Raw genomic sequence first — 24741 nt, 5'->3', positions numbered from 1 at the left:
CGCGATGCTCGCCGGCACGCTCACGCCCCTGCCCGCATGGGCGTCGCCGGCACCGGCGTCGCGGCACGACGGCCGATCTGCGCGCGGCCGACCAGCTTCTCGATGCCCAGTACCACCGCCAGCATGACCACGATCAACACTGTGGAATAGGCGATGGCGAGCGCCATCTCCCCCGCCTCCACCCGTCCGACGATATAGACGGTGGCAAGGTTGTGCCGTGCCGAGACCAGGAAGATCACCGCCGAGACCGCCGTCATCGCATGAACGAAGCTGAAGGCCAGCGCTGCGACGATCGCGGGGCGCAGCAGCGGCAGCACCACGCGGCGCAGCGTCTGCAGCGCGCCGCCGCCCATGGTGGCCGATGCTTCGTCCAGCGATTTGTCGATCTGTGCCAACGCTGCGATGCCGCCGCGCACGCCGACCGGCAGGTTACGGAACACGAAGCATATCACCAGGATCAGCATGGTGCCGGTCAGTTCCACCGGCGGCAGGTTGAAGGCCATGATGTAGGACACGCCGACCACCGTGCCCGGAATCGCGAAGGACAGCATGGTCATGAATTCCAGTGTCCGCCGTCCGGGAAATGCCTGCCGCGCCAGCAACCAGGCGAGCAGGATGCCGAGCCCCGCCGTCAATGGTGCCGAGATCGCCGCGACCTCGATGGTGGTGAACAGGCTGTCCCAGGCGGAACCGCGGAAGGCCGGGCCGTCCAGCCATTCCACCTCGAATCCCGTGAGGAAATGGCGCCAGGTGAAGGACATGTCGCCCCGCCCGATATCACGCACGAAGCCACCCACCAGGATGATGCCGTAGACCACGGCGGTGAACGCCATCCATGGCCAGGCGACCGCACCGCAGGCGAATTTCAACCCGCGCGGCAGCGGCGCCGGCACGCCGGAATCCCCCTTCCCCGTCACCGTCGTGTATTTGCGTCGGCCCAGCCACAGCGCCTGCAAGGCGAAGGCGCCGAGCGTCAGCGCCAGCAACAGCAGCGCCAACGCGGCCGCACGTCCGGGGTCGTTCCGCGCTCCGGCGATGGCGAAGAAGATGCGCGTCGACAACACGTCGAAATCGCCGCCCAGTACCAGCGGATTGCCGAAATCCGCGAGGCTCTCGACGAAGGCGAGCAGCAGGCAGGCCGCCAGCGCCGGGCGCAGCAAGGGCCAGGTCACCGTGCGGAACACGGTGAAGCGGCGCGCCCCCATGGTCGAGGCGGCTTCTTCCAGCGACGGCCCGATCGCGCGCACGGCGCCTTCCAGCAGCACGAAGGCGATCGGCGCCTGGGCCAGCACCTGCGCCAGCAGCACGCCGGGCAGGCCATAGATCCACCGGCTGCGCGGGATGTCGAACCAATCCCACAGCGCCGTTGTCACCAGCCCCGCGCGGCCGAACAGCACGATCAGCGCCAGCGAGACGACGAAGGGCGGCGTGATCAGCGGCAATATCGTCATGGCGCGGAAGACCGCCGGCGCGCGCACCTGGCCGCGCGCCGACAGCAATGCGAAGGCGAGGCCGATGGCGGTGGACAGCAGCGCCGCCAGCGTCGCCAAGGCCAAGGTGTTCCACACCACGCCGCAGCCCTGGTGGGTGCTGACGCAGGCAAGGCTCCAGGCCTCGGCCGCGCTCAGCCGCTGCGTGAGGGCGGCGGGGGCGAAGCGCCCCTCATCCATCACCGCTGCGGCCAGGATCGTGGCGAGCGGTACGAAGACGAACAGCAGCAACAGGCCGGCACTGCCGGTGACGAGAAAGGCAATGAAGGCGTCGCCGCCGAAGCGGCCCTGCGCGGCGAAGCCGGCGGCGAGCAGCCCGAGCGCGCCGCCGATCACCAGCGCACCGCCCCAGCCCAGCGCCGGCTGCGGCCCCACCGTGCCGAACATCGACAGATCGGCTCCGTGCAGGCCAATCGCGTAGCCCTGGGCGAAGACCAGCGCGACGATCGCCGCACCGCACCAAGCCAGCAGCCGTCCTGGCGCCCGCCCGGCCATCAGGGCCGGCGCCGCGCCGAGCACCAATGCCACGATGGGCCAAAGCCACCAACGGTCGCCGCCGAGCAGCAGCGTCACCAGCGGCGCCGCGACGCCGGATGGCCAGGCTGCGAGGTCCGCCGCGCCGTTCTCCAACCCATGCCAGGGTGCCAACAGCAGCCCGGCCAGTGCGGCGAGGAGCGCGAGGCGTCCGAGCGTCAGCGCCCCCATGGCAGGTCAGCGCGCGCCGGCACGCACCTCACGGTCCCAGCGCTGCAACAGGCGGGTGCGCTCCTCGGCGCTGCCCCAGCGGGCGAAGTCGTAGTCGATCAGGCGCACATCCTCGAAGCGCGGCGCCTGGGGCGGGATCGGCGAGGCGCGGTTCGACGGCAGCTGGAAGGAATTGGCGGTGCCGGCGATGGCCTGCGCCTCGGGGCTCAGGGCCCAGTCGTAGAAGCGGCGCGCATTCTCCATGTTCCGAGCGCCGCGGATGATCGACATCGACCCGATCTCGTAGCCGGTGCCCTCACAAGGGGCGACGATCTCGACCGGCGCGCCGGCGATCTTCTGCGTCACGGCGTCATGGAGGAAGGTGATGCCGACCAGCGTTTCCCCGGTCGCTGCCGCGCGTGCCGGCGCGGCACCGGACCGTGTGTACTGGTTCACGTTGCGATGCAGGGCGCGGAGATAGGTGAAGGCGGGTTCCTCCCCCATCAGCTGCACCAGCGTCGCGAGCATGGTGTAGGAGGTACCGGAGGTGTTCGGATCGGCCACCTGCACCTCGCCGCGGAATTCCGGCTTCGCCAGGTCCGCCCAGCAGCGCGGCGCGGTGATGCGACGACGCAGCAGTTCGGTGGTGTTGTAGGAATAGCCTAGCGCGCCAGCATAGATGCCGACGGTGCGGAACTGCGCCTGTTCCGCCTGGCGCACCGCCCAGGGCTGCAGCTCGGGCAGGCGCGGGGAGCGGTATTCCTCAGTCAGGTTCTCCTGCCCCGCCTGCATGTGCGGGTCGCCGGTGCCGCCCCACCAGACATCGCCGCGCGGGTTGGACGCTTCGGCGCGGATCTGCGTCAGCGTCTCGCCGGAGGATTTGCGCGTCATGGCGACGCGGACGCCCGTGGCACGCTCGAAGGCCGCCACCATCGGGCGGCACCATTCCTCCTGCACCGAGCAATAGACGGTCAGGTTGCCCTGCGCCCGCGCCGCGACCGGCAGCAGGGCGGAGAAGGCGACAGCGGCGAGGATGAGCGGACGACGGAGCGCCATGATGGTGAACCTCCCACGGCCAGGGCTTGGCGCCCCGGTCCGATTATGATGACGCAATTACGCCCTGTCCGTGCCGTCCGTTCAAGCCTCCAGCAGGGCGGCGAGCTGGGCGGCGAGCGCCGGGGCACCGACGCCGATCGGGTTGCCGCGGGCAAGCCAGTCGCCGCTGTCGAAGCCGTTGGTCCAGCAGCCGGCCTCGCGCGCGATGACGATGGCCGCCGCCGCGTCCCAGGAATTGATGTGGCGTTCAAGATAGGCGTCGAGCCGCCCCGCCGCGCTGTCCACCAGCCCCAGCGCGCCCGACCCGCCTGATCGCACCCCGGCGCCGAGCGCGGTGACGGCGGCCGCCATGCGGTGGAAGTCGGCGATCGGCAGGCGCAGCGACCAGCCGCATTCGATGATGGCACGACCGATATCGGTGGTGGGCGCGGCGCGGATCGGCACGCCGTTCAGCGATGCGCCGAGCCCCTCCGCGGCGGCGAAGATTTCGGCGGGCGCATGGCGCGCGATCGCACCGGCGACGGCACGGCCAGCGATGACCAGGCCGATCGAGACGCACCAGCGGTCGCCGCCGCGCGCGAAGTTGGAGGTGCCGTCGATAGGGTCGAGCACCCAGAGCGGGCCGGTGGTGTCCGGCACCCCGCCCATCTCCTCGCCAAGGATCGCCTCGCCGGGGAAGTGTTCTTCGAGCCGGCCACGGATGAAGCGCTCGGTCGCGCCGTCGGCCTCGGTGATGAAGTCCTGCGCGCCCTTCAGGCTGGCGACGCCGCCGCCTTCGGAGCGCAGGCGCGCCGCGAGCGCTGCCGCCTCAATCGCAATGGCAGCGGCGGCGTCACGGCGGCGGGCGAGGTCGGTCATCCATAGGCTCCCATCACATTCTGGTCGAAGTCGATCAGCGCGCCGGTCATCATCGCCGCGGCGTCGGACAGCAGATAGACCGCGAGGCCCGCCACGTCGCGCGGTTCGATCAGCCGGCCGAAGGGCTGCGTAGGTGCTGCGCGATCCAGCCAGTCGGGAGGATTGCCGTCCCGCGCCTGGATGGCGTGTTCCCCTGGCGTGTCGGCCCAGCCGAGATTGATGCCGTTCACGCGGATGCGGTCGGCGCGCAGGCCGTGGGCGGTGTTCTTGGTCAACGTCGCGAGTGCGCCCTTGGATGCGGCATAAGCGGTCAGGAAAGGCTGGCCGCCATGGCTCGACATGGTGATGACGTTGACGATGCTGCCCGGCCGGCCCAGCGCCTTCAGCCGCCGCGCCATCGCCTGGGTCAGGATGAACGGCGCGCGGGCATTCACGGCGAACAGGCGGTCCCAGAGCTCGACCGATGTGTCGGCAATGGTGCCGCGATCCGTCAGGCCGGCGGCGTTCACCAGCGCATCGACCGGGCCAAGTGCGGCTTCCGCCTGCGCGACGATGCGGGCGGTGGCCGTGGCGTCGGTCAGATCCGCAGCCACGAAGCAGGCCGGCACGCCGAGCGCATCCGCGACACGCGCGCCGCGCGCCGCATCGCGGCCGGTGACGCAGATGCCCGCCGCACCGGCCTCGGCGGCACCACGGGCAATGCCCTCCCCGATGCCCTGGGTGCCGCCGGTGATCAGCACCACGCGGCCCTGCAGCGATACCGGCAGCAGCGCGCTCATGCGACCTCGCTCACCTTGACGGGGCGGTTGTCGCGCAGGGATCGCAGCGCGGCCTCGGCGAGGACCAGCGCCTGGCGGCCATCCTGCGCGCCGACCGGCATGGGCGTGCCCTTGGTTACCGCCTCGATGAAGGCAGCGAGTTCGATACGATAGGCATCCGCGTAGCGTTCGAGGAAGAAATGCAGCGGCTTCTCGCGGCTGTCCGATTGCGCGTCGGCCTGTTCGACCGTGGTGGGCACGCGGTTGCCGGCCATCAGGCGGCCGAGGCTGCCATGCACCTCCACGCGCTGATCGTAGCCGTAGGAAGCGCGGCGGGAATTGTTGATATGCGCCATCCGACCGGATGCGGTGCGCAGCAGGACCATGCAGGAATCGGTGTCGCCGACCTCGGCGACGGCGGGGTCCACAAGGGCTGCGCCATAGGCGAAGACCTCGACCGGTTCTTCCCCCAACATCCAGCGCGCCATGTCGAAATCGTGGATCGTCATGTCGCGGAACTGGCCGCCGGAGACCTGGAGGTATTCGACCGGCGGCAGGCCGGGGTCGCGGCTGGTGATGATCACCTGTTCGACTGCGCCGATGGCCCCGGTGCGGATGCGGCGGTGCAGCTCGGCGAAACTCGGGTCGAAGCGGCGGTTGAAGCCGACCAGCATCGGCACGCCGGCGGCCTGGACGGCGGCGATCGCCTGGTCCACCCGCGCCAGCGACAGGTCGATCGGCTTTTCGCAGAAGATCGCCTTGCCCGCCTTCGCCGCCGCGATGACCAGATCGGCATGGGTATCGGTGGAGGACGCGATGATCACCGCGCCCACCGACGGATCCCGCAGCGCCGTCAGCGCATCGGAGGATTCGGCGCTATGGCGGGCGGCGAGCGAAGCGGCCGCCGCCTCATGAACATCGACAACATGGGCGAGGCGCGCCCCGCCGCTGGCGGCGATGTTGGCGGCGTGGATGGCCCCGATCCGGCCGGCACCGAACTGCGCGAAGACGAGCATGGCGTTCCCTTGAGGGGCCGCTTGTGGCCCTCTGCATCCATCCGTAACACTACCGCGCCGTCAAATCCTCGAGGGAAACGTCATGGCGACCATCCGCCTCACCGCGGCCGAGGCGACGATCCGTTTCCTGGCGGCCCAGGAGACGGAGATCGACGGCAAGCGCCTGCCGTTGTTCGGCGGGGTCTTCGCCATTTTCGGGCATGGCAACGTCGCGGGGCTGGGGCCGGCGCTGCAGGCCGCCGGTAAGCGGCTACCGACCTTCCGCGCGCATAACGAACAGGCGATGGCGCATGCCGCGATCGCCTACGCCAAGACCTACGCGCGGCGGCGGATGATGGCCTGCACGAGTTCGGTCGGGCCGGGGGCGACGAACATGGTCACGGCGGCGGCCGTCGCGCATGTGAACCGGTTGCCGGTGCTGTTCCTGCCGGGCGACGTGTTTGCCGACCGGCGGCCGGACCCGGTGTTGCAGCAGGTGGAAGCCTTCGGCGATGCGACGATCAGCGCCAATGACTGCTTCCGTCCGGTGTCGCGCTTCTTCGACCGCATCACGCGACCCGAGCAACTGCTCGCGAGCCTGCCCGCCGCGTTGCGCGTGCTGACGGACCCCGCGGCATGCGGCCCGGCGACCATCGCCTTCCCGCAGGATGTGCAGGCCGAGGCCTTCGACTACCCGGCCGAGTTCTTCCGCCAGCGCCTGCATCGCCCGCGCGCGCCGGAACCCGATGCACACGAACTGGCCGAGGCGGCGGCGGCGATGCGCCAGGCGAGGCGCCCGCTGATCATCGCCGGGGGCGGGGTGAAATACGCCCGTGCCGAGGCCGCGCTGGCACAATTCGCCGAGGCCCATGGCATCCCCATCGCCGAGACGCAGGCCGGCAAGGGCAGCCTGCCCTGGGACCATCCGCGCAATGCCGGCGCCATTGGCGTGACCGGGACGGAAGCGGCGAATGCTCTGGCGGCGAAGGCCGACCTGGTGCTGGCCATCGGCACGCGGTTGCAGGATTTTACCACCGGGTCGCGCGCGTTGTTCGCGCAAGCGCGGCTGGTCGGTCTGAATGTTGGGAATTTCGATGCCGTGAAGCACGGCGCGCTGCCGCTGGTCGCGGATGCCGCGCGCGGGCTGGTGGCTCTGGGTGCGACCCTGGAAGGCTGGGCAGCGCCGGAGGCCTGGACGCAGCGCGCCGCAACCGCCAGCAGGCGGTGGAACGCGACGGTCGACCGGATCACCGCCGCGCCGGCACCGGGCGCGCTGCCAAGCGACGCGCAGGTGCTCGGTGCGGTGAACCGTGCCATGCCGCGCGACGGCATCGTCGTCTGCGCCGCCGGCGGGCTGCCGGGGGAATTGCACAAGCTGTGGCGGGCCACCGATGCGGCGTCCTACCACCTCGAATACGGCTTCTCCTGCATGGGGTACGAGATCGCCGGCGGTCTCGGCGCCAAGCTGGCCATGCCGAAACGCGAGGTCGTCGTGATGGTCGGCGACGGGTCCTACCTGATGATGAACAGCGAGATCGCGACCTCCGTGGCGATGGGCGCGAAGCTGACCATCGTGCTGCTCGACAATCGCGGATTCGGCTGCATCAACCGGCTGCAGCGCGGCACCGGCGGGGCGCCGTTCAACAACCTTCTGGCCGATGCAGCACCGGCGGTGGATTTCGCCGCCCATGCGGCGAGCCTCGGCGCGGAGGCTGTCGCAGTGGATGGCGTCGCCGGACTGGAAGCCGCCCTGCCCCGCGCCTTCGGCGCAAAGCGCACCACGGTGCTGGTGGTGGCGACGGACCCGCAGGCCTCGACGCAGGAGGGAGGCGCCTGGTGGGACGTGCCGGTCACCGCCGCCCCGCGCGACGACGCGCAGAAGCGCGCCCGCGCCGACTACGACACGAACCGCGCGCGCCAGCGCCTCGGAGCCTGAGATGACCATCCGCCTCGCCATCAATCCGCTGACCTGGACCAATGACGACATGCCGGAGCTGGGCGCGGAGACACCGCTCGAGACCTGTCTCGCCGAGGCGAAACAGGCGGGATTCGCCGGGGTGGAACTGGGCAACAAGTTCCCCCGCGACGCCGCCAAGCTGGGGCCGATCCTCGCACGGCATGGGCTGGCGCTGGCCTCCGGCTGGTATGGGTCGCGGTTGCTGGAACGCGATGTGGATGCCGAGATGGCGGCGGCGGAACCGCATATCGCCCTGCTGCGGGCGATGGGCTGCACCGCCTGCGTCTTCGCAGAGGTCTCGCGCGCCATCCATGGCGATCGGACGATGCCGCTGTCGCGCCGCCCGATACTGTCCGATGGGGACTGGGCCGTGCTGGCACCGCGCATGACCGAGATGGGGCAGCGCATGGCCGCGCGCGGGCTGCGCATCGCCTATCACCACCACATGGGCACGGTGATCCAGTCGGAGGCCGAGATCGACCACCTGATGGCCGAGACCGGACCGGATGTCGGATTGCTGCTCGACACCGGGCACCTGACCTATTCCGGAGGGGACCCGATCCGTGCCGCGCAGCGCCATGCCGCCCGCATCGTGCATGTGCACTGCAAGGATGTGCGCGCTTCGGTGATGGCGCAGACGCTACGGCGCGACCTGCCTTTCCTGGCGGCGGTGCTGGAGGGCGTCTTCACCGTGCCCGGCGATGGCACGGTGGATTTCGCGGCGGTGTTCGGCGCGCTGGCGCAAGGGGGCTACGCGGGCTGGCTGGTGGTCGAGGCGGAGCAGGATCCGGCGAAGGCCCACCCCCCCACCTATGCCCGCATGGGCCACGACTGCGCCGCCACGCTGGCGGCGCGCGCCTTCGCGGCCTGACAGCCTTCAGCGCAAGGGGCGTCCTTCCAGCGGGTAGGCCGGATCGTTGTAGCCCGGCGTCGACGGGTGGCCCGGGACAACCAGACCATCGACCAGCACCTCGTCTTCCGGCGTGAAACGGTAGGCCAGGGCGCCGACATAGTCCTCCCACTGCTGCTCCGTCCGGGGCCCGGTGACGACCCCGGTGACCAGGCGGTTGTGCAACACCCAGGCGAGCGCGAATTGTCCCGCCGTGATGCCCCGCGCCGCGGCATGGGCGGCCATGGCCTCGGCAATGCGCAGGCTTTCGGGGCGCCACTCAGTTTCCATCATGCGCTTATCCTGCCGCGCGGCACGGGTGCCGGCGGGCGGCGGCGCATCGCCGCGGTACTTTCCCGTCAGTACGCCGCGCGCCAGCGGCGAGTACGGAAACACGCCAAGGCCGAGATGCGCGCAGGCCGGCAGTTGCTCGACCTCCACCATGCGGTTCAACGCGTTGTAGAGGGGCTGGCTGACAACCGGGCGATCGATGCCCGCCTCATCGCACAGCCGGCAGATCTCGGCGATCCGCCAGGCGCGGTGATTGGAAACGCCAAAGTGCCGGATCCGACCGGCGCGGACCAGGTCCGCCAGGGCGCGGACCGTCTCCTCGAGCGGCGTGTCGTGATCCTCCTTGTGCAGATACAGGATGTCGATCACGTCGGTGCCCAGGCGGCGCAGGCTCGCCTCGACGGCCAGGAAGGCGTAGCGCCGCGACAGGCCGCGGCCGTTCGGGCCCGGCGCCATCGGGTTGGCCATCTTCGTTGCCAGCACCCACCAGCCGCGGTGGGCGGCGATGGCGCGGCCCACCACTTCTTCCGACTGACCGCCATTGTAGCCGTCGGCCGTGTCGATGAAGTTGACCCCCTGTTCGCGGGCGCGGTCGACGATGCGCCGGCTGGTCGGCTCATCGGTGGCGCCGCCGAACATCATGGCGCCGAGGCACAGCGGCGAGACCTTCAGCCCGCTCCGCCCGAGATTGCGGTAGTTCATCCGATGCGGTCCCCTTTTCAGATCGGTGCGGGCGTAGCATTGCGAGGCGCTGCTGTCCTCATTCCCCGGCAGGGCGCCGCGTCCTGCGCATCGGCCACGCAGCATCCTGCGCTTGGCACGGTGCAACCACCCACGCCGCCCGTCATCGCGGGACGGTCAATCAAGCCGCGCGCCGGACAGGTCCACCAATTCCCGCCAGACCGCATCCTGGCTCCGGATGAAGCCGACCAGTGCCTCGGGGCTTTCATCCCATACCGGCGTGAAGCCCAGTGGCGTCAGCCTTTCGCGATAGTTGTCCTGCCGCACGGCAGCCACCGTCGCACGATGCAACTCCGCCACGATGGGCGCCGGCGTATTGGCCGCCCCCGACAGGCAGTACCAGAACGCAATGTCCATTCCGGAACCCGGGAGCAGTTCCGCCATGCCCGGCGTCTGCTCGATGCCCGGCACATAGGTGACACGCTGCTGGCTGCCCACGGCGAGCGCGCGCAGGCGCCCTTCGCGCACATGGGGGATGATGGCGGGAATGCCGTCGAAGATGATGTCGACATTGCCGGCGATCAGGTCGTTGAGACTCGGCGCCAGGCCGCGATAGGGCACATGCGTGATCTCGATGCCCGCCGAGCGCATCATCTTGGCCAGGCTGAGATGGCTGATCGTGCCGAGGCCGGAGGAGCCCGCGCTGATCTGCCCCGGCCGCCGCTTCGCATCGGCCACGAGGTCCTGGAAGGATTGCCACGGCTTGTCGGCACGCACCACCATCAGCGTCGTGCCGACCGACACGCGCGAGACGTGTGAGAAGTCGGTCAGTCCGTCGAACGGCATCCCGCCGCGATAGAGGTACTTGTTGGCGCAGAGGATGGTGGCGCCGCCCAGGAACAGCGTGTACCCGTCCGGCGCGCTGCGCGCCACGGCCTCTCCGGCGATGTTGCCGCCCGCGCCCGGGCGGTTGTCGATCACCACGGGCTGGCCGAGCAGCACCGCCATGCGGTCCGCCACCAGCCGCGCCGTGATGTCGGCCGCGCCACCCGGCGGAAAAGGCACGACGATGCGCAGCGGACGGCCCGGGAAGCCCTGTGCATGGGCAATGCCGGGCAAAGCCAGCGACGCCCCCAGCAGGATGCGGCGGCTCAGTGTCGTCATGATGTCTTCCTCCCGTCGTGCCGGCGCCTTGGACCTGCGCCGTTTGCGTGTTCAGCGATGGTCAGTCGGATGGTTGCCGGTGCAGTTCCACCGCAATTCCCTCGAGGCCGGGCACGGCCGGGTAGCGCCGCATCACCTCCGGGTCGTGGCCCGGCACGATGTGGCGCGGGCTGGGTGCGAGCGCGCGCAGCCGGTCGAAGCCGTCCAGCATCAGCCCGACATGGAAGCAGGTGGTGAAGGGTCGCCCGCTATCCATGTTCTCATAGAAATGCGTGACGTCGGAGGCGAGAACCACCTGGCCGCGCGCGGTGTTCACCCGCACGCATTGCAACCCCGCGGAATGGCCGCCGACGGCATGCAGCGTGATGCCCGGCGCGACCTCACTGTCGCCCATGTGGAAGACCGTGCGGTCGGCGTAGGTCATGCGCACGATGCCGACCACGTCCTCGACCTCGAAGGAATGGCGCAGCTTCCTGTGCTTCATGAAGTGGCCACAGGCGTAGTGCATCTCGGCTTCCTGCAGGTGGAAGCGTGCATGCGCGAATTTGTGGAAGCTGCCGACATGGTCGTAGTGCAGGTGGGTGATGACCACGTCCTCCACCGCGGCGGGATCGACGCCGATCAGCGGCAGGCTCTCGATCGGGCAGCGCAGGTAGCTGCGCTTGCGCCGTGCGGCGACCTCAGCGGTGAAGCCAGTGTCGATGACGACGGCGCGGTCCTCGTTCACCGCGACCCAGACGAAATAGTCCATCGGCATCGGCGCATCATGCGGGTCGCCGCCGATGAAGTGCTCGTGGCGGCGGGCATCGCGCATCGCATAGCGCAGCGCATAGACGCGATAGGTCGGCTCGTTCATGCGGCGTTCTCCGGGGTGATGGCGGCGGCAGGACGAAGGCCAAGCGCGAGCCCGACCATCCACGCATCGCGCAGCACGGACAGGTAGTCGCCCGGCTGATTGGCATCGCCGATCAGCGTATGGGGCAGGCCGGTCGCCTCGACGACGGCCAGCGCATCGCGGTTCGGCAGGGCGCCGACCGCGGCGATGACATGCGTGACGCCGCCCAACCGCTGCGACGCGCCGCCGTGTTCGAAGTGCAGCACGCCGTCTTCCAGCCGGTCGGCGCGCGCGCCGGTGTGGAAGGCAACGCCTGCGGCGCGCAGCCGGATCATGATGTCAGTCCGGTTGTTGCGCGCCATGGACGGCGCGATGGCGGACATGGCTTCGAGCACGGTGATGCGGCAGCGCCGCAGGGCAAGGATCTCAGCCACTTCCAGCCCGACGATGCCGCCGCCGATCACCGCCACGCCCGCGCCTTCGGGCACCAGCGCGGGATCGAGGATGACGTCCCAGGCCTGCAGCGCCACCGCACCCGGCAGTTCCAGCGGCCGCGGCCGCGCGCCGGTTGCGAGCACGACATGGTCGGGCGCGAAACCACGGATCATGCCGGTGGTTGCCTCGACGCCGCAGCGAACCTTGACGCCGGCCGCCATCGCCTGGTCCCAGCGCCACGTCCACAGCGGGCGCACCTCCTCCTTGTCCGGTGCGGCGACCGCCAGGTGGATCTGCCCACCCGGTCGGGCCGCCTTCTCCCAGACCTCGACCTCGTGCCCGCGCGCGGCGGCAAGGCGTGCCACCTCCATCCCGCCGACGCCGGCGCCCAGGACCAGGATGCGCTGGCACTGCGCGGCCGGGGCGAGCGGCGGTTCCGAGAACTCCGGCGCTTCGAGTTCCGTGCCAAGCATCGGGTTGGTCACGCAGGCGACGTCCCGTTCCAGCGTCAGCCGCTCGAAGCACACGTTGCACGATATGCAGAGCCGGATCGGCACGGCGGACTCGCCCAAGGCCTTGCGCGGCCAATGCGCATCCGCGGTGAGCGCGCGGCCGAGCGAGACATAGTCCGCGGCACCGCTCGCCAGCACGGCCTCGGCATCCTCGGGTGTGACGATGCGGCCGGCGATGATGGTGGGAATGCCCACCGCGTCGGTGATCGGCTTTGCGTGCGGTTCCAGCGTGCGGCGCGGCATCGATGGCGGCTGGATGCAGAAGCGCGACAGCGCCGGGCTTTCATTGGTACCGCCCGACAGGTCGAGCGCGCTCACCCCCGCCGCTTCCAGCATGCAGGCGAGGTCCACCATCTCCTCGATCGGGTAGCCATCCTCGCAATACTCGGTGCAGGAGATGCGGACCCAGAGCGGGAAATCCGGCAGCGCATCGCGCAGGCGATGCACCGTTTCCAGCAGCAGCCGCGCGCGGTTCGCCAGGCTGCCGCCGTATTCGTCGGTGCGCTTGTTGATGCGCGCGGTCAGAAACTGCTGGAACAGGTAGCCATTGGCGGCGTGCAGCTCGACCGCGTCATAGCCCGCCTGCCACAGTCGCCGGGCGGCGGTGACGAAATCCTTCTGGATCTCCACGATCCCGGCCTTGTCGAGCGGCCGTACCGCGTCGCCCGTATTGGGGTTTCGCCAGGGCGAGGGCCCCACGGGTTCCATGTTCAGCACCATCCGCCGCAGCAGCCCGCCGCGATGATTCAGCTGCCCGATGGTCAGGCAGTCATGCCGCTTGATCGACTCCACCAGCCGCGCCAGGCCGGGAATGAAGCGATCGTGATAGATCCACAGCGAATTGTTGTGCGCGCGCCCGCCGGCGCTGACCGCCATCGCCTCGGTGACGATGGCGGCGACGCCGCCCCTGGCGCGTTCCTCGTAATAGGCACGGTCACGCTCGGTCGAGAGCCCGTCGCTGGTGCTGAAGTTCGTCCCCATCGGCGCCATGACGAGGCGGTTCTTCATGCGCAGGCGGCCGATCATGCCAGGGCGCTGCAGCAGCGACGGCATGGCGGCTACTTCACCTTGTCGGCGTCGAGCACCGCCTGCACCGCCGCGGGGTCGCACTTGATGGTCACGCCCGCGCGCTCGAGCTGCAGTTTCATCGGCACCCGGCTGTCGAGGTTCTCCCAGCCGCGATTCATCGCCTCGTTCATCTCCTCCAGCGTCAGGTTGCAGAAGCGCATCGGCACGCCGAGGTCCCGGCCCATCTGCACCGCGAGCGAGACATCCTTGTGCGCGAGCTTCAGCGAGAAGGCCGGCGGATCGTATTTGTCGACCAGGAACTGGTCGGTCACGCGGTCGAAGGTGCGCCGCCGGCCCAGCGAACCCTGGCGGATCGCCGTCCACAGGTCGAGCGGGTCCATCCCCGCCTTCACACCCATCGAGAAGACTTCCGCCATGGCCGTCTGGATCGCGTAGCCGGCCATGTTGTGGACCAGCTTCGCCACCGTCGCGGTACCGACAGGGCCGATATAGGCCGCCTGGTCGCCGAAGGCGTCGAGCACATGCTTGTACTTGTCGAACATCTCGCGGTCGCCGCCGACCCAGATGGCGAGCTTGCCGGTCTCGGCCCCCTTCGGCCCTCCGCTGACCGGCGCGTCGAAGCCGAAGGCGCCTTTCCCGGCCAGCGCCTCGGCGAAGCGCCGCACCAGGGATTGGGCGTTGGTGGACAGGTCGAAATAGGCGGCGCCCTTTTGCACGCCGGCCAGGATGCCATCGGCACCGAAGACGACCGGCTCGACCTCCTTGGGACCGGGCAGCGAGGTGAAGATCACCTCGCATTGCTCGGCCACCGCCTTGGGGCTGTCAGCCCAGATGGCGCCTGCAGCAAGGCGGTTCGCGCCCGCTTCGCGGCGAATGTCGTGGATGACGAGCTGATGCCCGGCCTTCTGGAGATTGGCGGCCATGAAGGCCCCCATCGTGCCGAGGCCGATGAATCCGACTTTCATGGCTTCAGCCCTTCGCCTTGTCCTGCGCGTCGAACACATCTACCGCGACATGCGCGGCGGTCATGGCGGAAGGCCAGCCGGAATACATGGCGAGGTGGGTGATGATCTCGCTCACCTCCTCCCGCGTCAGCCCGTTGGCCAGGCCACGGCCGATATGGCTGTTCAGCTGGTCCTGCCAGCCGAGCGCGACCAGCGCGGCGATGGTGACCAGGCTGCGGTCGCGCTTCGACAACTGCGGGCGTTCCCAGACGTCGCCATAGACGTACTGGTTCGTCATCTCCACCAGCTTCGGGAAGGCCGGGTTGATCCGGTCGCGGCGGGCGGAAGGCGGGGCGGCCATGGGCATCTCCTGTGCAGCGTCACGATCTCGGCGGTGCGAAGCGCAGGCGCCGGCGTGGGCACGCCACAGGCTTTGCCAGGCCACCATCGGCGTCCTGTCCCGAAGCCTTGCATTTCCACCCCGCGCCGGCGCCTTGCGGCACCAACACCGGGAGCATTCCAGCCATGGGGGCGGCGGTCCACCGCAATGCCTGCCATAGCCCATTGATGTCGTTTATAGGTTACCGGGGAGGCCCGCGATGAACCTGCGTCAGCTCGAGGTGTTCCACGCCGTCATGCGCGCGGGCACGGTGACCGGTGCGGCGCGGCTGCTCGGCGTGACGCAGCCTTCGGTCAGCATCGTGCTCAAGCATTGCGAGACGCAGCTGCGCATCCCGCTGTTCCGCCGCATCGGCGGCCGACTGCAGCCGACGCCGGAAGCCGAGGCCATCCTGCCGGACATCGAGGCGATCTTCGCCCGGCTAGATTCCGTGGGGCGCCAGTTGCGCGACCTGAAGGGCGGCAGCATCGGGACCCTCTCGCTCGCCGGTGCCTTCCCGATCGCCAACGGGTATTTGGCCGCCGCCGTCGCGTCCTTCATGGCGGAGCGCCCGGGCGTGCGCGTCGTGCTGCAGGCCCTCGCCTCCTCCGAACTTCTCGACCGCGTGGTCAGCCGGGAGGTCGAGCTCGGCGTCGGCCTCGAGCCCATCGTGCATCCCGAGGTCGAGACCGAGGTGCTCGTCACTGCCGGCGTCGCCTGCGTGATGCGGGATGATCATCCGCTCGCGCAGCAGGAGGAGGTTGCGATCCGACAGCTCGATGGCATGCCAATCGTCACCATCCTGCCGCGCGCGCCGCTGCGCGGTTATGTGGACCGCGCGCTGTCGGAAGCCGGGATCGTGCCGCACATCAGCGCGCAGGTGAGCATGTCGATGACCGGCATGGCGCTCGCGTTCCACGGCGCGGGCATCGCGCTCGTCGAGCCCTTCCTCCTGAACACCTTTCCGCTTCCGGGCCTGGTCGCACGCCGCCTGCGGCCGGGGATCGAGATGAAGACGCTGTTGATCCGTGCCCGCTCGGCGCCCCGGTCCGCGATCATGGCGCACTTCGTTGCGCATCTGCGGCGAGAGGTTCCGCGCCTGCTCGGGATCTGACCCCGCCCGATGATGGGGCCTCATGGCTCGTCAGGCCGACCCGAAGCGCGGTCAAGGCTGGCGATGCCGCCGGTTGGGGCTCTCGCGACCAGGCGGCCATCGCGCTGCATCCGCTGGTGCGCGTCAGGCCGGCGGCAGACCAGGTGGGACCGGCTCGGTGAAGGGCGATCTCGCCCATGGCGAGCACAGGAACATCCGGACCGATCGCGTGACGCGGCTCACGGGCGCAGCGCGTCGGCCATGAACCGGATCACCTCGGCGTTGAGGCGCGCATGAAACGCGACACGGTCAAATTCCGGCTTGCTCGCGCAGATGGCGGGCGCGACGCTGGCCAACCCCGGCGGGCAGGGTGCCATGAAGTCGAAATGCCCAGCGCCGGCAACGCTGTTGAACTCCGGCGCCCGTGGCAGCGCCGCACGCACCGGTTCCACGTAGTGTGGCATGGGCAGGATGGCATCGTCCGCCGCCTGCCAGAGCTGCACGGGCATGGCCAGTTCGGCCAGCGATCCGGGACCGAAGGTGAAGCCCAGCGCCGGCGCCGCGACGACGAGTGCGCGCAGCCCGCGCGGCGAAGGTGCCAGGACCGTGGGCGCGGCCGGGACCGCGGCGGCGGCGATCAACCGGCAATCGAAGAACGCGGGATTCGCAGCGCAATGCCCGACGATCCTGCTGAGATCCGGCGTCCCGCCCGCCGCCGCCAGCACCGTGAAACCGCCGGCCGAATAGCCGAAGGCGCCGATCCGGCCGGGGTCCACGGCGCCGGGATTCCAGTGGTCCACGACATGCTCGATCACCGCCGCGAACTGGCGCGTGCGGGCGCCAAGATCCGCGGCACCCGCAGAGTCGCGCCAGTTGTCGCCGGTGTGCGTTGGCGCGGCTACGACGAAGCCTGCCTGGGCGAGAGCAAAGGCCGTATCCACATGGCCGACGAAGGAACTGCCGCTGCCATGCGAGATAACGATGAGTGGCAGGTTGCGGCCTCGCACCGGGGCACCCGGCGCCAGATCCTGGCTGAAGAAGTCAAGCCGGGTGGCTCGTGGCATTGCGCCCTCCGCCGGATACCACAGGGCAGTCTCAACCGGAGGCGCCGTGCCGTTCGGCACCGCGATGACAACGAACCCCACGATCCCATTCTCGGCCCTGGCCGGAAGGCATGCGGCAAGAAGCAGAAGCACGACTGCCTGGAACAGGCGCATCGATCGATCCCTGCCGATGAGAGGACGCTCGAACCTAGGTAACACAAGGCGTTCCGACGCTGCGTTACGTTTGGAACACCCCGGCGTTCATCAAGCGTGGGTACCTGGCTGTCGCGGCTCGGGCAGGATCCGTTCGCTATCGCTCACGCCTCCTGCTCCATGCCCTTGTTTGATCGTGTGATTCAGACCTCCGGTGAGTCCACCTGCGGCGATCACGCGTTAGCGCCCCACTGCGACGCGGTTCCGGTCGGACGGCACGGCACACGACATCGCGCTGCTGACCCCTGACCAGGGCCACGCCGGAGCACCCTTGCGGTAGAGGCGCGACGTGCCGCCCCACCTTCAGGCGCGGCCGGATGCGAACCGTCGCCGGACGATTGCGGCATCAACGTCGCCGAACGCCACTGTCGCGCAGGGGCCCCGCGAGCGAAGCCCCCCGAGCGCCGTCAAAGGGAACTCCCTCCGCAGACCAGGATCTGCTGGCCGGTAATCGCGCCAGCCTCCGGGCCCAGCAGGAAGGCCGTGAGCGCGGCGACCTCCTCGGGACGAATGTAGCGCCCGATCGGCGGCAGCTTCGGCGGCACCGCGCTGCGGCCGGGGTCGCGCAGCATCGGCGTATCGGTCGCTGCCGGTGCGACAACATTGGCCGTGATCCCGCGCGGGGCGAGTTCAATCGCCCAGGATCGGACCATGGCGACCACGGCCGCCTTGCTCGCGGCATATTGGCTGCGTCCGGCTGCACCCGCGGCCGTGCGGCTGCCCACCAGCACGATGCGCCCGCCATCGCCCATGCGCGGAACCAGGCGGTCGGCCAGCAGCGACGCCACCTCGACATGCAGGCGCCACAGCGCGCGGCCGGCCTCCGCATCCAGTGACCCGATCACACCGCCGCGCATCAGCCCGGCGGCATGAACGAGGGCGGTGGGCTGCAGATCGGCGACCGCGGCGGCGAGCGCAGCGTCGTCCAGCAGATCCACGGCACGATGCACGAAGCGCGGGTCCGTCAGGCCGGGGGCGCTGCGGCTCAACCCGGTGACGCGCCAACCCTCGCGCAGCAGCCGATCGGCGATCGCCGCGCCGATGCCGGAGCTTACGCCGGTGACGATCGCGTGGCCGGCGGTGATGTCGGGGGGCATGCGGCGTCTCCCTTGGCGTTTCAACCCGCTTGACAGGGCGGGCAAGGGACGGATAGCAAACGCTCAATCAGCGAACAAGTGTTCGCATACCGATCACACTGACGGGAGGGAGGTGCCGATGAACGTATCGCTCGGTCGCGCCGAGAACCCGAAGAACCTTGTCCAGTCGGTGGCCAAGGCCTTTGCCGTCCTCAAATCCTTTGGGCCGGACCTGCCCGAGCTGACTGTCGCCGAGGTCGCCGCGCGCACCGGCCACGACCGCGGCACGGCCTTCCGCCTGATCCACACGCTGGTGGACCTCGGCTATCTGCGCGCCGTGCCGGAAGGGCGGCGCTTCCGGCTGACGCTGAAATGCCTGGAACTCGGTTATGCCGCGCTGTCGGCCGGCGACCTGCCGACCCATGCCCGGCCCCTGTTGCGCGAATTGGTGCCGGAGGTGGCCGATGCCGGTTCCCTCGGCGTGCTGGAGAAGGGCGAAGTCATCTATCTCGCCCGCGTCGAGGCGGGACTGCAGCGCCACGGTGTTGTGCGCCGCCCTGGCACGCGCATCGGCGCCTATGCGACCGCGCTCGGCCAGGCAATCCTCGCCTGGCTGCCGCGGGACGAGCAGGTCGCCCAGTTGGAAAGCGTCGCGCGCGTGAAACTATCCGATCGGACGCTCACCGATCTCGATGCGCTGCTGACGCGGCTCGATGATGTGCGGGCGCGCGGCTACGCCGTCTCGGATGGGGAGAACGCCTATGGCCTGCGCACCGTCGCCGCGCCCGTGCTCGATGCACGCGGCGCGCCGGCGGCCGGGGTCAGCCTGACGGTTGGCGGCGACAGGCTTTCGATGCCCGACTTCATTGCCCTGACCGCGCCGCGCGTCCGCGCGCTGGCGGAGGAACTCGGAACCGGGCTGCGCCTGTCGCTTGGTGCAATCGGGATGGGCGGACCGTCGCGATGACGGGGCCGGTTCTGCGCCTGCTCGCGGACGACCTGACCGGAGCGCTGGATACGGCGGCCGAGCTGACCGGCCTGTGCGGCCCGGTGCCCGTGGGCTGGGATGGCGCAGACCATTCGGCGGGCGGCAGCCTCGCACTGGATTCCGGAACGCGTGAGGCATCGCGCGCGGTCGCGACGGCCAGGGTGCGCGCCCTCGCGCCGGCACTGCGCGGTGCCGACATCGCCTTCAAGAAGATCGACAGCCTGCTGCGTGGCCAAGTCGCGGCGGAACTCGCTACCTGCATCGAGAGTGGCGCCTGGCCCCATGTCGTCCTCGCCCCGGCCTTCCCGGCGCAGGGGCGCATCACGCGCGGCGGCGCGGTGCTGGTGCGGCAGCCCGACGGGCGCTTCTCCGGTATCGCTCCCGACCTCCCCGGCCTGCTCGCCGCCGAAGGATTGCTGGCCCGGCCCGGCGATCCTTCGGCGCCGCTGCAGCCCGGCCTGTCGGTCTTCGACGCGGCACATGATGCGGATCTCGCACGCATCGTCGCACGCGGCCGGGGCACCGCCGGCCCGGTCCTGTGGTGCGGCAGCGGCGGCCTTGCGCGGGCGCTGGCCGGCAGCACGACGGCGGGCGCCAGCACGGCGCTGCGCGGCCCGGTGCTCGGGCTGTTCGGCTCCGACCAGCCGGCGACGGCGCGGCAACTGGCGGCCTGCGGCGACCGCGCGATCGCCGTTGCCGCCGGCGATGGCCCAACGGCCGCGCGCATCGCACGGATGATGGACACGGCGGGCGTCGCCATGGTCAGCGTGGCATTGCCCGATGGCCTCGACCGCGCTGCGGCGGCCCTTCGCATCGCGGCGGTGATGGCGGGCCTCACGCGGCACCTGCCCCAGCCAGGTACGCTGATCGTGGCTGGCGGGGAGACGCTTCGGGCGATCTGCGATGCGCTCGGCGCGCGCGGGCTGGAGGCGACGGGCATCGTGGCACCCGGCGTCCCGCGCTCCGTGATGCGCGGCGGCGCCTGGGATGGCGCCCCCATCGTTTCGAAATCCGGCGCCTTCGGCGGCGACACGCTGTGGCGCGACCTTCTTGCCGATACCGTCCTGCCTTCCGGGAGCATTCACGCATGACGCCGCGTCACCTTGCGATCACCATGGGCGATCCCGCCGGCATCGGCCCGGAGATCATCGTCAAGGCGTGCCAGGCGCTGGGTGATCGCATCGCGGCCGGTGCACTGCGGCTGCTGGTGATCGGCAGTGGCGCAGCGCTGGAACGCGCCCGGGCGGCGCTGGCGCCGGAACTCGTGGTGCCGGAGGTCACGGCGGATGACAGCGACTGGCCGGCGCTGTGCTTCCTGCAGGCCGGACCGGAAGGTGAGCCAATCCAACCGGGCGTGCTCTCCGCCGATGGTGGCCGCTTCGCCTATCTCGCGGTCGAGCATGGCGTGCGCCTCGTGCAGTCCGGCAGGCTCGGCGCCATCGTCACCGCGCCCCTGAACAAGGAAGCGCTGAACAAGGCCGGCTACCACTATGCCGGCCATACCGAGATGCTCGCCGAGCTGACCGGCGTGAAGGGCAGCGTCATGCTGCTGGCGCACGGCAACATGCGCGTCAGCCACGTGACCACCCATTGCGCGCTGGAGGATGTGCCGAAGCGCGTCACGCCGCAGCGCATCCGGTTGGTGCTTGACCTGACGCAGCAGGCGCTGCGCGGCCTCGGCATCGAACGGCCGCATATCGCGGTGGCGGCGCTGAATCCGCATGCCGGCGAAGGCGGCCTGTTCGGCCGGCAGGACATCGACGTGGTCGCACCCACCATCGCGCAGGCCGTCGCGGACGGGATGCACGTCACCGGCCCGGTGCCGGGCGACACCGTCTTCGTCAAGCTGCGGGCGGGGCAGTTCGACGCGGTCGTCGCGATGTATCACGACCAGGGGCACATCCCGGTGAAGCTGCTCGGCTTCCACGTCGATCCCGCAACGGGGAAGTGGGATGCTCTATCGGGGGTGAACATCACGCTCGGGCTGCCGGTGATCCGCACCTCGGTCGACCACGGCACCGCCTTCGACATCGCGGGCAAGGGCATCGCCAGCGAACGCAGCCTGATCGAGGCCATCGAATACGCCGAACTGCTCGCCGCGCATCGCGCCGCGGCCTGAGGACACGCCCCATGACCAACCTGCTTCATCCGATCGAGATCGACCGCCCGACACGCATCGCCTACGGCCCTGGCCTGGTCGCCACGGTCGGGCAATGGGCCAGGGAGAAGGGCATCGCGCGCAGCCTCGTCATCGCCGACGCCTTCAATGCCGCGCGTATCGACCTGCTCGGCCTGCCCGGCGAGGTGACGGTCTTCGGCGAGGTGAAGCCGGAGCCCGACATTCCGAACCTCGACGCCGCACTGGCGATCGCGCTGCGCGCGCAGCCGCAACTCGTCATCGGCTTCGGCGGCGGCAGCGCGATGGACCTGGCGAAGCTCGTCGCCGTGCTGCCGGGCAGCGGACAAACACTGCCGGAGGTGGTGGGGCCGGAGAAGGTCGCGGGCCGCCGCGTCGCACTCGTGCAGGTCGCGACGACTTCCGGCACCGGCAGCGAGGCGGGCTCGCGCGCGCTGGTCACCGATCCGGCGACGCAGAACAAGCTCGCGGTGCAGAGCCGCCACATGATTGCCGACCTCGCCGTGGTCGATCCCGACCTGACGCTGACCGTGCCGCGCGCGGTGACGGCGGCGACCGGCGTCGATGCGCTGGCCCATTGCGCCGAGGCCTTCACCAGCCGCAAGGCGCATCCGCTGATCGACCTCTATGCGCTGGAGGGCATCCGCCTCGTCGGCCGCTTCCTCGGCCGCGCCGTGGCCGATGGTGGCGATCGCGAGGCACGGGCGGGACTCGCACTCGCCTCGCTCTATGGCGGGTTCTGCCTCGGTCCGGTGAACACCACGGCGGGGCATGCGGTGGCCTATCCGCTCGGGACCCGGCACCACATCGCGCATGGCCTCGCATGTGCGGTCATCTTTCCCCACACCCTGGCCTTCAACGCGCCCGCGACGCCCGAGAAGACGGCGCTGATCCTTGATGCGCTCGGCCTCGGCGGCGCGACGGATGTGCTGGCGGCGAGCCATGGCTATTGCGCGGCACTTGGCATCGAGATGCGCCTGTCCGGTCTCGGCGTGCCCGAGAGCGACCTGCCCACCATGGCGGAGGAAGCGCATGCGATCCGCCGCTTGCTCGACAACAACCCACGCGAGATGAGCCGCGAGCAGATCCTCGGCATCTATCGCGCGGCGCTGTGAGGAGATTCCAATGCCCGACACAACCGGCCTGATCGAGCGCCCTGAAATCCTGGCTCCGGCACCAGGCGATCCCGCGCGCATCGAGGGCTTCATCCCCACCCCCTGCGTGCAGAACCATGCCTCCTTCCTGCTGCCGCTTGGCGGGGGCGACATGGGCTGCGTGTGGTTCGGCGGCACGCAGGAAGGCGTGCCGGACATCTCGGTGCATTTCTCGCGTCTCGCCGCCGGGGCGGATCGCTGGTCACCGGCGGTCCGGCTGTCGGATGACCCGACGCGGTCCGAGCAGAATCCGCTGCTGTTCAACGCCCCCGACGGAAGGCTGTGGCTGCTGTGGACCGCGCAGGTTTCCGGCAACCAGGACACCGCGATCATCCGCCGCCGCATCTCGGAGGATGACGGCCGCAGCTGGGGCCCGATCGAGACGCTGTTCGGCGAGCAGCCCGGCTTCGGCACCTTCATCCGCTCTCCCGTCGTCGTGCTCGACAATGGCGACTGGCTGCTGCCGATCTGGCGCTGCACCAAGCCGCCGGCGGGTGCCTGGACCGGCGACCTCGACACCAGCTCGGTGATGATCTCCTCCGATGCCGGCGCGACCTGGTCGGAGCATGCGGTGCCCGGCAGCACGGGCTGCGTGCATATGAGCATCGTCGATCTGCGCGACAGCACGCTCGTCGCCTTCTACCGCAGCCGTTGGGCGGATTCGATCTACCTCAGCCGCTCATCGGATGGCGGGCGCCACTGGTCGGCGCCGGTGCCCACCGAACTGCCGAACAACAATTCCTCGGTGATGGCGACGCGCCTCGCCGATGGGCGGCTCGCCATGGTCTACAATCATTCGAGCGCGGCGGATGCGACGGATCGGCGCGTCTCGCTCTACGACGACATCGGCGGCGATGAGCTTGCACCCGCCGCGCCATCCACCGGCCGCAGCGCCTTCTGGGGTGCGCCGCGCGCGCCGATGACGCTCGCCATCTCCGCCGACCAGGGCCGCAGCTGGCCTATCCGGCGCAACCTCGAAACCGGCGACGGATACTGCATGACCAACAATTCGAAGGACCGGCTCAACCGGGAATTCTCCTACCCGTCGCTGTGCCAGACGCCGGATGGGATGCTGCACATCGCCTATACCTATTGGCGGCAGGCCATCAAGTATGTCCGCGTGAAACCGGATTGGGCCGGGAGTGCCGCGGCATGACCGCGCTGCATCCGCGCGGCGTGTTCAGCGCCGCCCTGACCCCGGTGACCGAGGCGCTCGCGCCCGACCACACCCTTTTCATCGCCCATTGCAAGCGCCTGCTTGCGGAGGGCTGCGACGGCATCGCGCTGCTCGGCACCACGGGGGAGGCGAATTCCTTCTCCTCCGACGAACGCCGCGCGCTGCTGGAAGCAGTGGTCGGCGCCGGCGTCGCGCCCGACCGCCTGCTGCCCGGTACCGGCGTCGCCGCGGTGACCGAGACGGTGGCGCTGACGCGCCATGCGCTGTCGCTCGGCGTGGCCACCGTCGTGATGCTGCCGCCCTTCTACTACAAGGGCGTCACGGAGGACGGCCTGTTCGCCGCCTATGCCGAGGTGGTGGAGCGCGTCGCCGATCCGCGGCTGCGCGTCGTGCTGTACCACATCCCGCAGATGTCGGCGGTGCCGATCCCCTTCCCCGTGATCGCGCGCCTGCGCGCCGCCTATCCCGGCGTCTTCACCGGCATCAAGGATTCCGCCGGCGACCTCGCGCATATGGTGTCGCTGGTCGAGAGCTTCCCCGGCCTCGCCGTGCTGGCGGGTGCCGACCCGCTGATGCTGCCGCTGCTGCGCAAGGGTGGTGCCGGTTGCATCACCGCGACGTCCAACCTGGTCGCCGCCGATCTGGCCTTCGTCTTCCGCCATTTCGCCGATCCGTCGCAGGACGCGGCGGTGGAGGCGGCGCAGGCGCGCATCGTCGCAGCCCGCAATCGGGCCTCACGCTTCGCGCAGATGGCCTCGCTGAAGGCCCTGCTCGCCGCTCGCACCGGTGAGACAGGCTGGCGGCGCCTGCGCCCGCCGCTGCTGCCGCTTTCCGCGGCGGAGGAAAAGGCCCTTCTGGAAGACTGACGCTGTCAACCGGCCGCCAGCATGCAGGACGGCCGAC

General features: G+C 70.0%; 22 protein-coding genes. 9 read left to right on the top strand and 13 right to left on the bottom strand.

Going from position 1 to position 24741, the window contains the following annotated elements; all coding sequences use genetic code 11:
• Positions 1-20 precede the first annotated feature (20 nt).
• The 5 genes from AAFN86_RS09115 to iolG form a co-directional block, all read right to left on the bottom strand.
• Positions 21-2195, bottom strand: coding sequence for an iron ABC transporter permease (locus AAFN86_RS09115; protein WP_347542986.1), 2175 nt, complete (start codon positions 2193-2195; stop codon positions 21-23).
• A gap of 6 nt (positions 2196-2201) precedes the next feature.
• On the bottom strand, positions 2202-3230 hold the full coding sequence (locus AAFN86_RS09110) for an ABC transporter substrate-binding protein (protein WP_347542985.1): 1029 nt from the start codon (positions 3228-3230) through the stop codon (positions 2202-2204).
• A gap of 81 nt (positions 3231-3311) precedes the next feature.
• Positions 3312-4088, bottom strand: a complete 777-nt coding sequence (locus tag AAFN86_RS09105; protein WP_347542984.1) for an inositol monophosphatase family protein — start codon at positions 4086-4088, stop codon at positions 3312-3314.
• Positions 4085-4867 (bottom strand): SDR family oxidoreductase, encoded by a 783-nt coding sequence (locus tag AAFN86_RS09100; protein WP_347542983.1) that lies wholly within the window; start codon positions 4865-4867, stop codon positions 4085-4087. Before AAFN86_RS09100 ends, AAFN86_RS09105 begins: the two co-directional genes overlap by 4 nt.
• Complete coding sequence (iolG, locus tag AAFN86_RS09095) at positions 4864-5862, bottom strand: inositol 2-dehydrogenase (RefSeq protein ID WP_347542982.1); 999 nt, start codon at positions 5860-5862, stop codon at positions 4864-4866. Before iolG ends, AAFN86_RS09100 begins: the two co-directional genes overlap by 4 nt.
• A gap of 82 nt (positions 5863-5944) precedes the next feature.
• Between iolG and iolD the strand changes: the two genes are divergently transcribed.
• Both iolD and iolE read left to right on the top strand, forming a co-directional pair.
• Entirely contained in the window at positions 5945-7777 is a 1833-nt protein-coding gene (gene iolD, locus AAFN86_RS09090; RefSeq protein ID WP_347542981.1) for a 3D-(3,5/4)-trihydroxycyclohexane-1,2-dione acylhydrolase (decyclizing), read from the top strand.
• Position 7778: 1 nt separating this feature from the next.
• Positions 7779-8669, top strand: a complete 891-nt coding sequence (iolE, locus tag AAFN86_RS09085; protein ID WP_347542980.1) for a myo-inosose-2 dehydratase — start codon at positions 7779-7781, stop codon at positions 8667-8669.
• A gap of 6 nt (positions 8670-8675) precedes the next feature.
• Here iolE and AAFN86_RS09080 read toward each other — a convergent pair whose 3' ends face one another.
• The 6 genes from AAFN86_RS09080 to AAFN86_RS09055 form a co-directional block, all read right to left on the bottom strand.
• Entirely contained in the window at positions 8676-9680 is a 1005-nt protein-coding gene (locus tag AAFN86_RS09080) for an aldo/keto reductase (protein WP_347542979.1), read from the bottom strand.
• 156 nt (positions 9681-9836) lie between these two features.
• Positions 9837-10823 (bottom strand): tripartite tricarboxylate transporter substrate binding protein, encoded by a 987-nt coding sequence (locus tag AAFN86_RS09075; RefSeq protein WP_347542978.1) that lies wholly within the window; start codon positions 10821-10823, stop codon positions 9837-9839.
• A gap of 61 nt (positions 10824-10884) precedes the next feature.
• Positions 10885-11679 (bottom strand): N-acyl homoserine lactonase family protein, encoded by a 795-nt coding sequence (locus tag AAFN86_RS09070; RefSeq protein WP_347542977.1) that lies wholly within the window; start codon positions 11677-11679, stop codon positions 10885-10887.
• Entirely contained in the window at positions 11676-13658 is a 1983-nt protein-coding gene (locus AAFN86_RS09065) for an FAD-dependent oxidoreductase (RefSeq protein WP_347542976.1), read from the bottom strand. Before AAFN86_RS09065 ends, AAFN86_RS09070 begins: the two co-directional genes overlap by 4 nt.
• A 5-nt stretch (positions 13659-13663) precedes the next feature.
• Positions 13664-14599 carry an NAD(P)-dependent oxidoreductase gene (locus tag AAFN86_RS09060; protein ID WP_347542975.1) on the bottom strand — a complete coding sequence of 312 codons (936 nt, stop codon included), beginning with the start codon at positions 14597-14599 and terminating at the stop codon, positions 13664-13666.
• Between the two features lie 4 nt (positions 14600-14603).
• Positions 14604-14939, bottom strand: coding sequence for a carboxymuconolactone decarboxylase family protein (locus AAFN86_RS09055; RefSeq protein ID WP_347542974.1), 336 nt, complete (start codon positions 14937-14939; stop codon positions 14604-14606).
• A gap of 238 nt (positions 14940-15177) precedes the next feature.
• Here AAFN86_RS09055 and AAFN86_RS09050 point away from each other — a divergent pair, with 238 nt between their 5' ends.
• Positions 15178-16071 (top strand): LysR family transcriptional regulator, encoded by an 894-nt coding sequence (locus AAFN86_RS09050; RefSeq protein ID WP_347542973.1) that lies wholly within the window; start codon positions 15178-15180, stop codon positions 16069-16071.
• Positions 16072-16289: 218 nt separating this feature from the next.
• Here AAFN86_RS09050 and AAFN86_RS09045 read toward each other — a convergent pair whose 3' ends face one another.
• The gene (locus tag AAFN86_RS09045) at positions 16290-17114 is read right to left on the bottom strand and encodes a prolyl oligopeptidase family serine peptidase (RefSeq protein WP_347542972.1); all 825 of its coding nucleotides are present in this window, start codon (positions 17112-17114) and stop codon (positions 16290-16292) included.
• A 599-nt stretch (positions 17115-17713) separates the two neighbouring features.
• Entirely contained in the window at positions 17714-18403 is a 690-nt protein-coding gene (locus AAFN86_RS09040) for an SDR family oxidoreductase (protein ID WP_347542971.1), read from the bottom strand.
• Positions 18404-18521: 118 nt separating this feature from the next.
• Here AAFN86_RS09040 and AAFN86_RS09035 point away from each other — a divergent pair, with 118 nt between their 5' ends.
• The 6 genes from AAFN86_RS09035 to AAFN86_RS09010 are packed head-to-tail and all read left to right on the top strand — an operon-like array spanning position 18522 to position 24704.
• Positions 18522-19349, top strand: a complete 828-nt coding sequence (locus tag AAFN86_RS09035) for an IclR family transcriptional regulator (RefSeq protein WP_347542970.1) — start codon at positions 18522-18524, stop codon at positions 19347-19349.
• Positions 19346-20461: a four-carbon acid sugar kinase family protein gene (locus AAFN86_RS09030; RefSeq protein WP_347542969.1), complete on the top strand. Its 1116-nt coding sequence runs from the start codon at positions 19346-19348 to the stop codon at positions 20459-20461. Before AAFN86_RS09035 ends, AAFN86_RS09030 begins: the two co-directional genes overlap by 4 nt.
• Entirely contained in the window at positions 20458-21489 is a 1032-nt protein-coding gene (gene pdxA / locus AAFN86_RS09025; protein WP_347542968.1) for a 4-hydroxythreonine-4-phosphate dehydrogenase PdxA, read from the top strand. Before AAFN86_RS09030 ends, pdxA begins: the two co-directional genes overlap by 4 nt.
• An 11-nt stretch (positions 21490-21500) precedes the next feature.
• Positions 21501-22622 carry an iron-containing alcohol dehydrogenase gene (locus AAFN86_RS09020; protein ID WP_347542967.1) on the top strand — a complete coding sequence of 374 codons (1122 nt, stop codon included), beginning with the start codon at positions 21501-21503 and terminating at the stop codon, positions 22620-22622.
• Positions 22623-22632: 10 nt separating this feature from the next.
• A complete protein-coding gene (locus AAFN86_RS09015; RefSeq protein ID WP_347542966.1) occupies positions 22633-23817 on the top strand; it encodes an exo-alpha-sialidase in 1185 nt (394 codons plus the stop codon).
• Positions 23814-24704 carry a dihydrodipicolinate synthase family protein gene (locus AAFN86_RS09010; RefSeq protein WP_347542965.1) on the top strand — a complete coding sequence of 297 codons (891 nt, stop codon included), beginning with the start codon at positions 23814-23816 and terminating at the stop codon, positions 24702-24704. The genes AAFN86_RS09015 and AAFN86_RS09010 overlap by 4 nt, the downstream gene beginning before the upstream one ends.
• The last annotated feature ends 37 nt before the right edge of the window (positions 24705-24741 follow it).

Origin of the sequence: Roseomonas sp. CAU 1739 (genome assembly GCF_039839775.1) — a bacterium.
GTDB lineage: Bacteria > Pseudomonadota > Alphaproteobacteria > Acetobacterales > Acetobacteraceae > Neoroseomonas.
This window is presented reverse-complemented; position numbering and strand designations above follow the sequence as displayed.

Coding starts and splice junctions, on each gene's coding strand:
- AAFN86_RS09115 (WP_347542986.1), bottom strand. CDS start 2,195: ATGGGGGCGCTGACGCTCGGACGCCTCGCGCTCCTCGCCGCACTGGCC.
- AAFN86_RS09010 (WP_347542965.1), top strand. CDS start 23,814: ATGACCGCGCTGCATCCGCGCGGCGTGTTCAGCGCCGCCCTGACCCCG.
- AAFN86_RS09075 (WP_347542978.1), bottom strand. CDS start 10,823: ATGACGACACTGAGCCGCCGCATCCTGCTGGGGGCGTCGCTGGCTTTG.
- AAFN86_RS09100 (WP_347542983.1), bottom strand. CDS start 4,867: ATGAGCGCGCTGCTGCCGGTATCGCTGCAGGGCCGCGTGGTGCTGATC.
- AAFN86_RS09040 (WP_347542971.1), bottom strand. CDS start 18,403: ATGCCCCCCGACATCACCGCCGGCCACGCGATCGTCACCGGCGTAAGC.
- AAFN86_RS09015 (WP_347542966.1), top strand. CDS start 22,633: ATGCCCGACACAACCGGCCTGATCGAGCGCCCTGAAATCCTGGCTCCG.
- AAFN86_RS09055 (WP_347542974.1), bottom strand. CDS start 14,939: ATGGCCGCCCCGCCTTCCGCCCGCCGCGACCGGATCAACCCGGCCTTC.
- AAFN86_RS09080 (WP_347542979.1), bottom strand. CDS start 9,680: ATGAACTACCGCAATCTCGGGCGGAGCGGGCTGAAGGTCTCGCCGCTG.
- AAFN86_RS09105 (WP_347542984.1), bottom strand. CDS start 4,088: ATGACCGACCTCGCCCGCCGCCGTGACGCCGCCGCTGCCATTGCGATT.
- AAFN86_RS09035 (WP_347542970.1), top strand. CDS start 18,522: ATGAACGTATCGCTCGGTCGCGCCGAGAACCCGAAGAACCTTGTCCAG.
- AAFN86_RS09110 (WP_347542985.1), bottom strand. CDS start 3,230: ATGGCGCTCCGTCGTCCGCTCATCCTCGCCGCTGTCGCCTTCTCCGCC.
- iolG (WP_347542982.1), bottom strand. CDS start 5,862: ATGCTCGTCTTCGCGCAGTTCGGTGCCGGCCGGATCGGGGCCATCCAC.
- iolE (WP_347542980.1), top strand. CDS start 7,779: ATGACCATCCGCCTCGCCATCAATCCGCTGACCTGGACCAATGACGAC.
- pdxA (WP_347542968.1), top strand. CDS start 20,458: ATGACGCCGCGTCACCTTGCGATCACCATGGGCGATCCCGCCGGCATC.
- AAFN86_RS09030 (WP_347542969.1), top strand. CDS start 19,346: ATGACGGGGCCGGTTCTGCGCCTGCTCGCGGACGACCTGACCGGAGCG.
- AAFN86_RS09060 (WP_347542975.1), bottom strand. CDS start 14,599: ATGAAAGTCGGATTCATCGGCCTCGGCACGATGGGGGCCTTCATGGCC.
- AAFN86_RS09065 (WP_347542976.1), bottom strand. CDS start 13,658: ATGCCGTCGCTGCTGCAGCGCCCTGGCATGATCGGCCGCCTGCGCATG.
- iolD (WP_347542981.1), top strand. CDS start 5,945: ATGGCGACCATCCGCCTCACCGCGGCCGAGGCGACGATCCGTTTCCTG.
- AAFN86_RS09050 (WP_347542973.1), top strand. CDS start 15,178: ATGAACCTGCGTCAGCTCGAGGTGTTCCACGCCGTCATGCGCGCGGGC.
- AAFN86_RS09070 (WP_347542977.1), bottom strand. CDS start 11,679: ATGAACGAGCCGACCTATCGCGTCTATGCGCTGCGCTATGCGATGCGC.
- AAFN86_RS09045 (WP_347542972.1), bottom strand. CDS start 17,114: ATGCCACGAGCCACCCGGCTTGACTTCTTCAGCCAGGATCTGGCGCCG.
- AAFN86_RS09020 (WP_347542967.1), top strand. CDS start 21,501: ATGACCAACCTGCTTCATCCGATCGAGATCGACCGCCCGACACGCATC.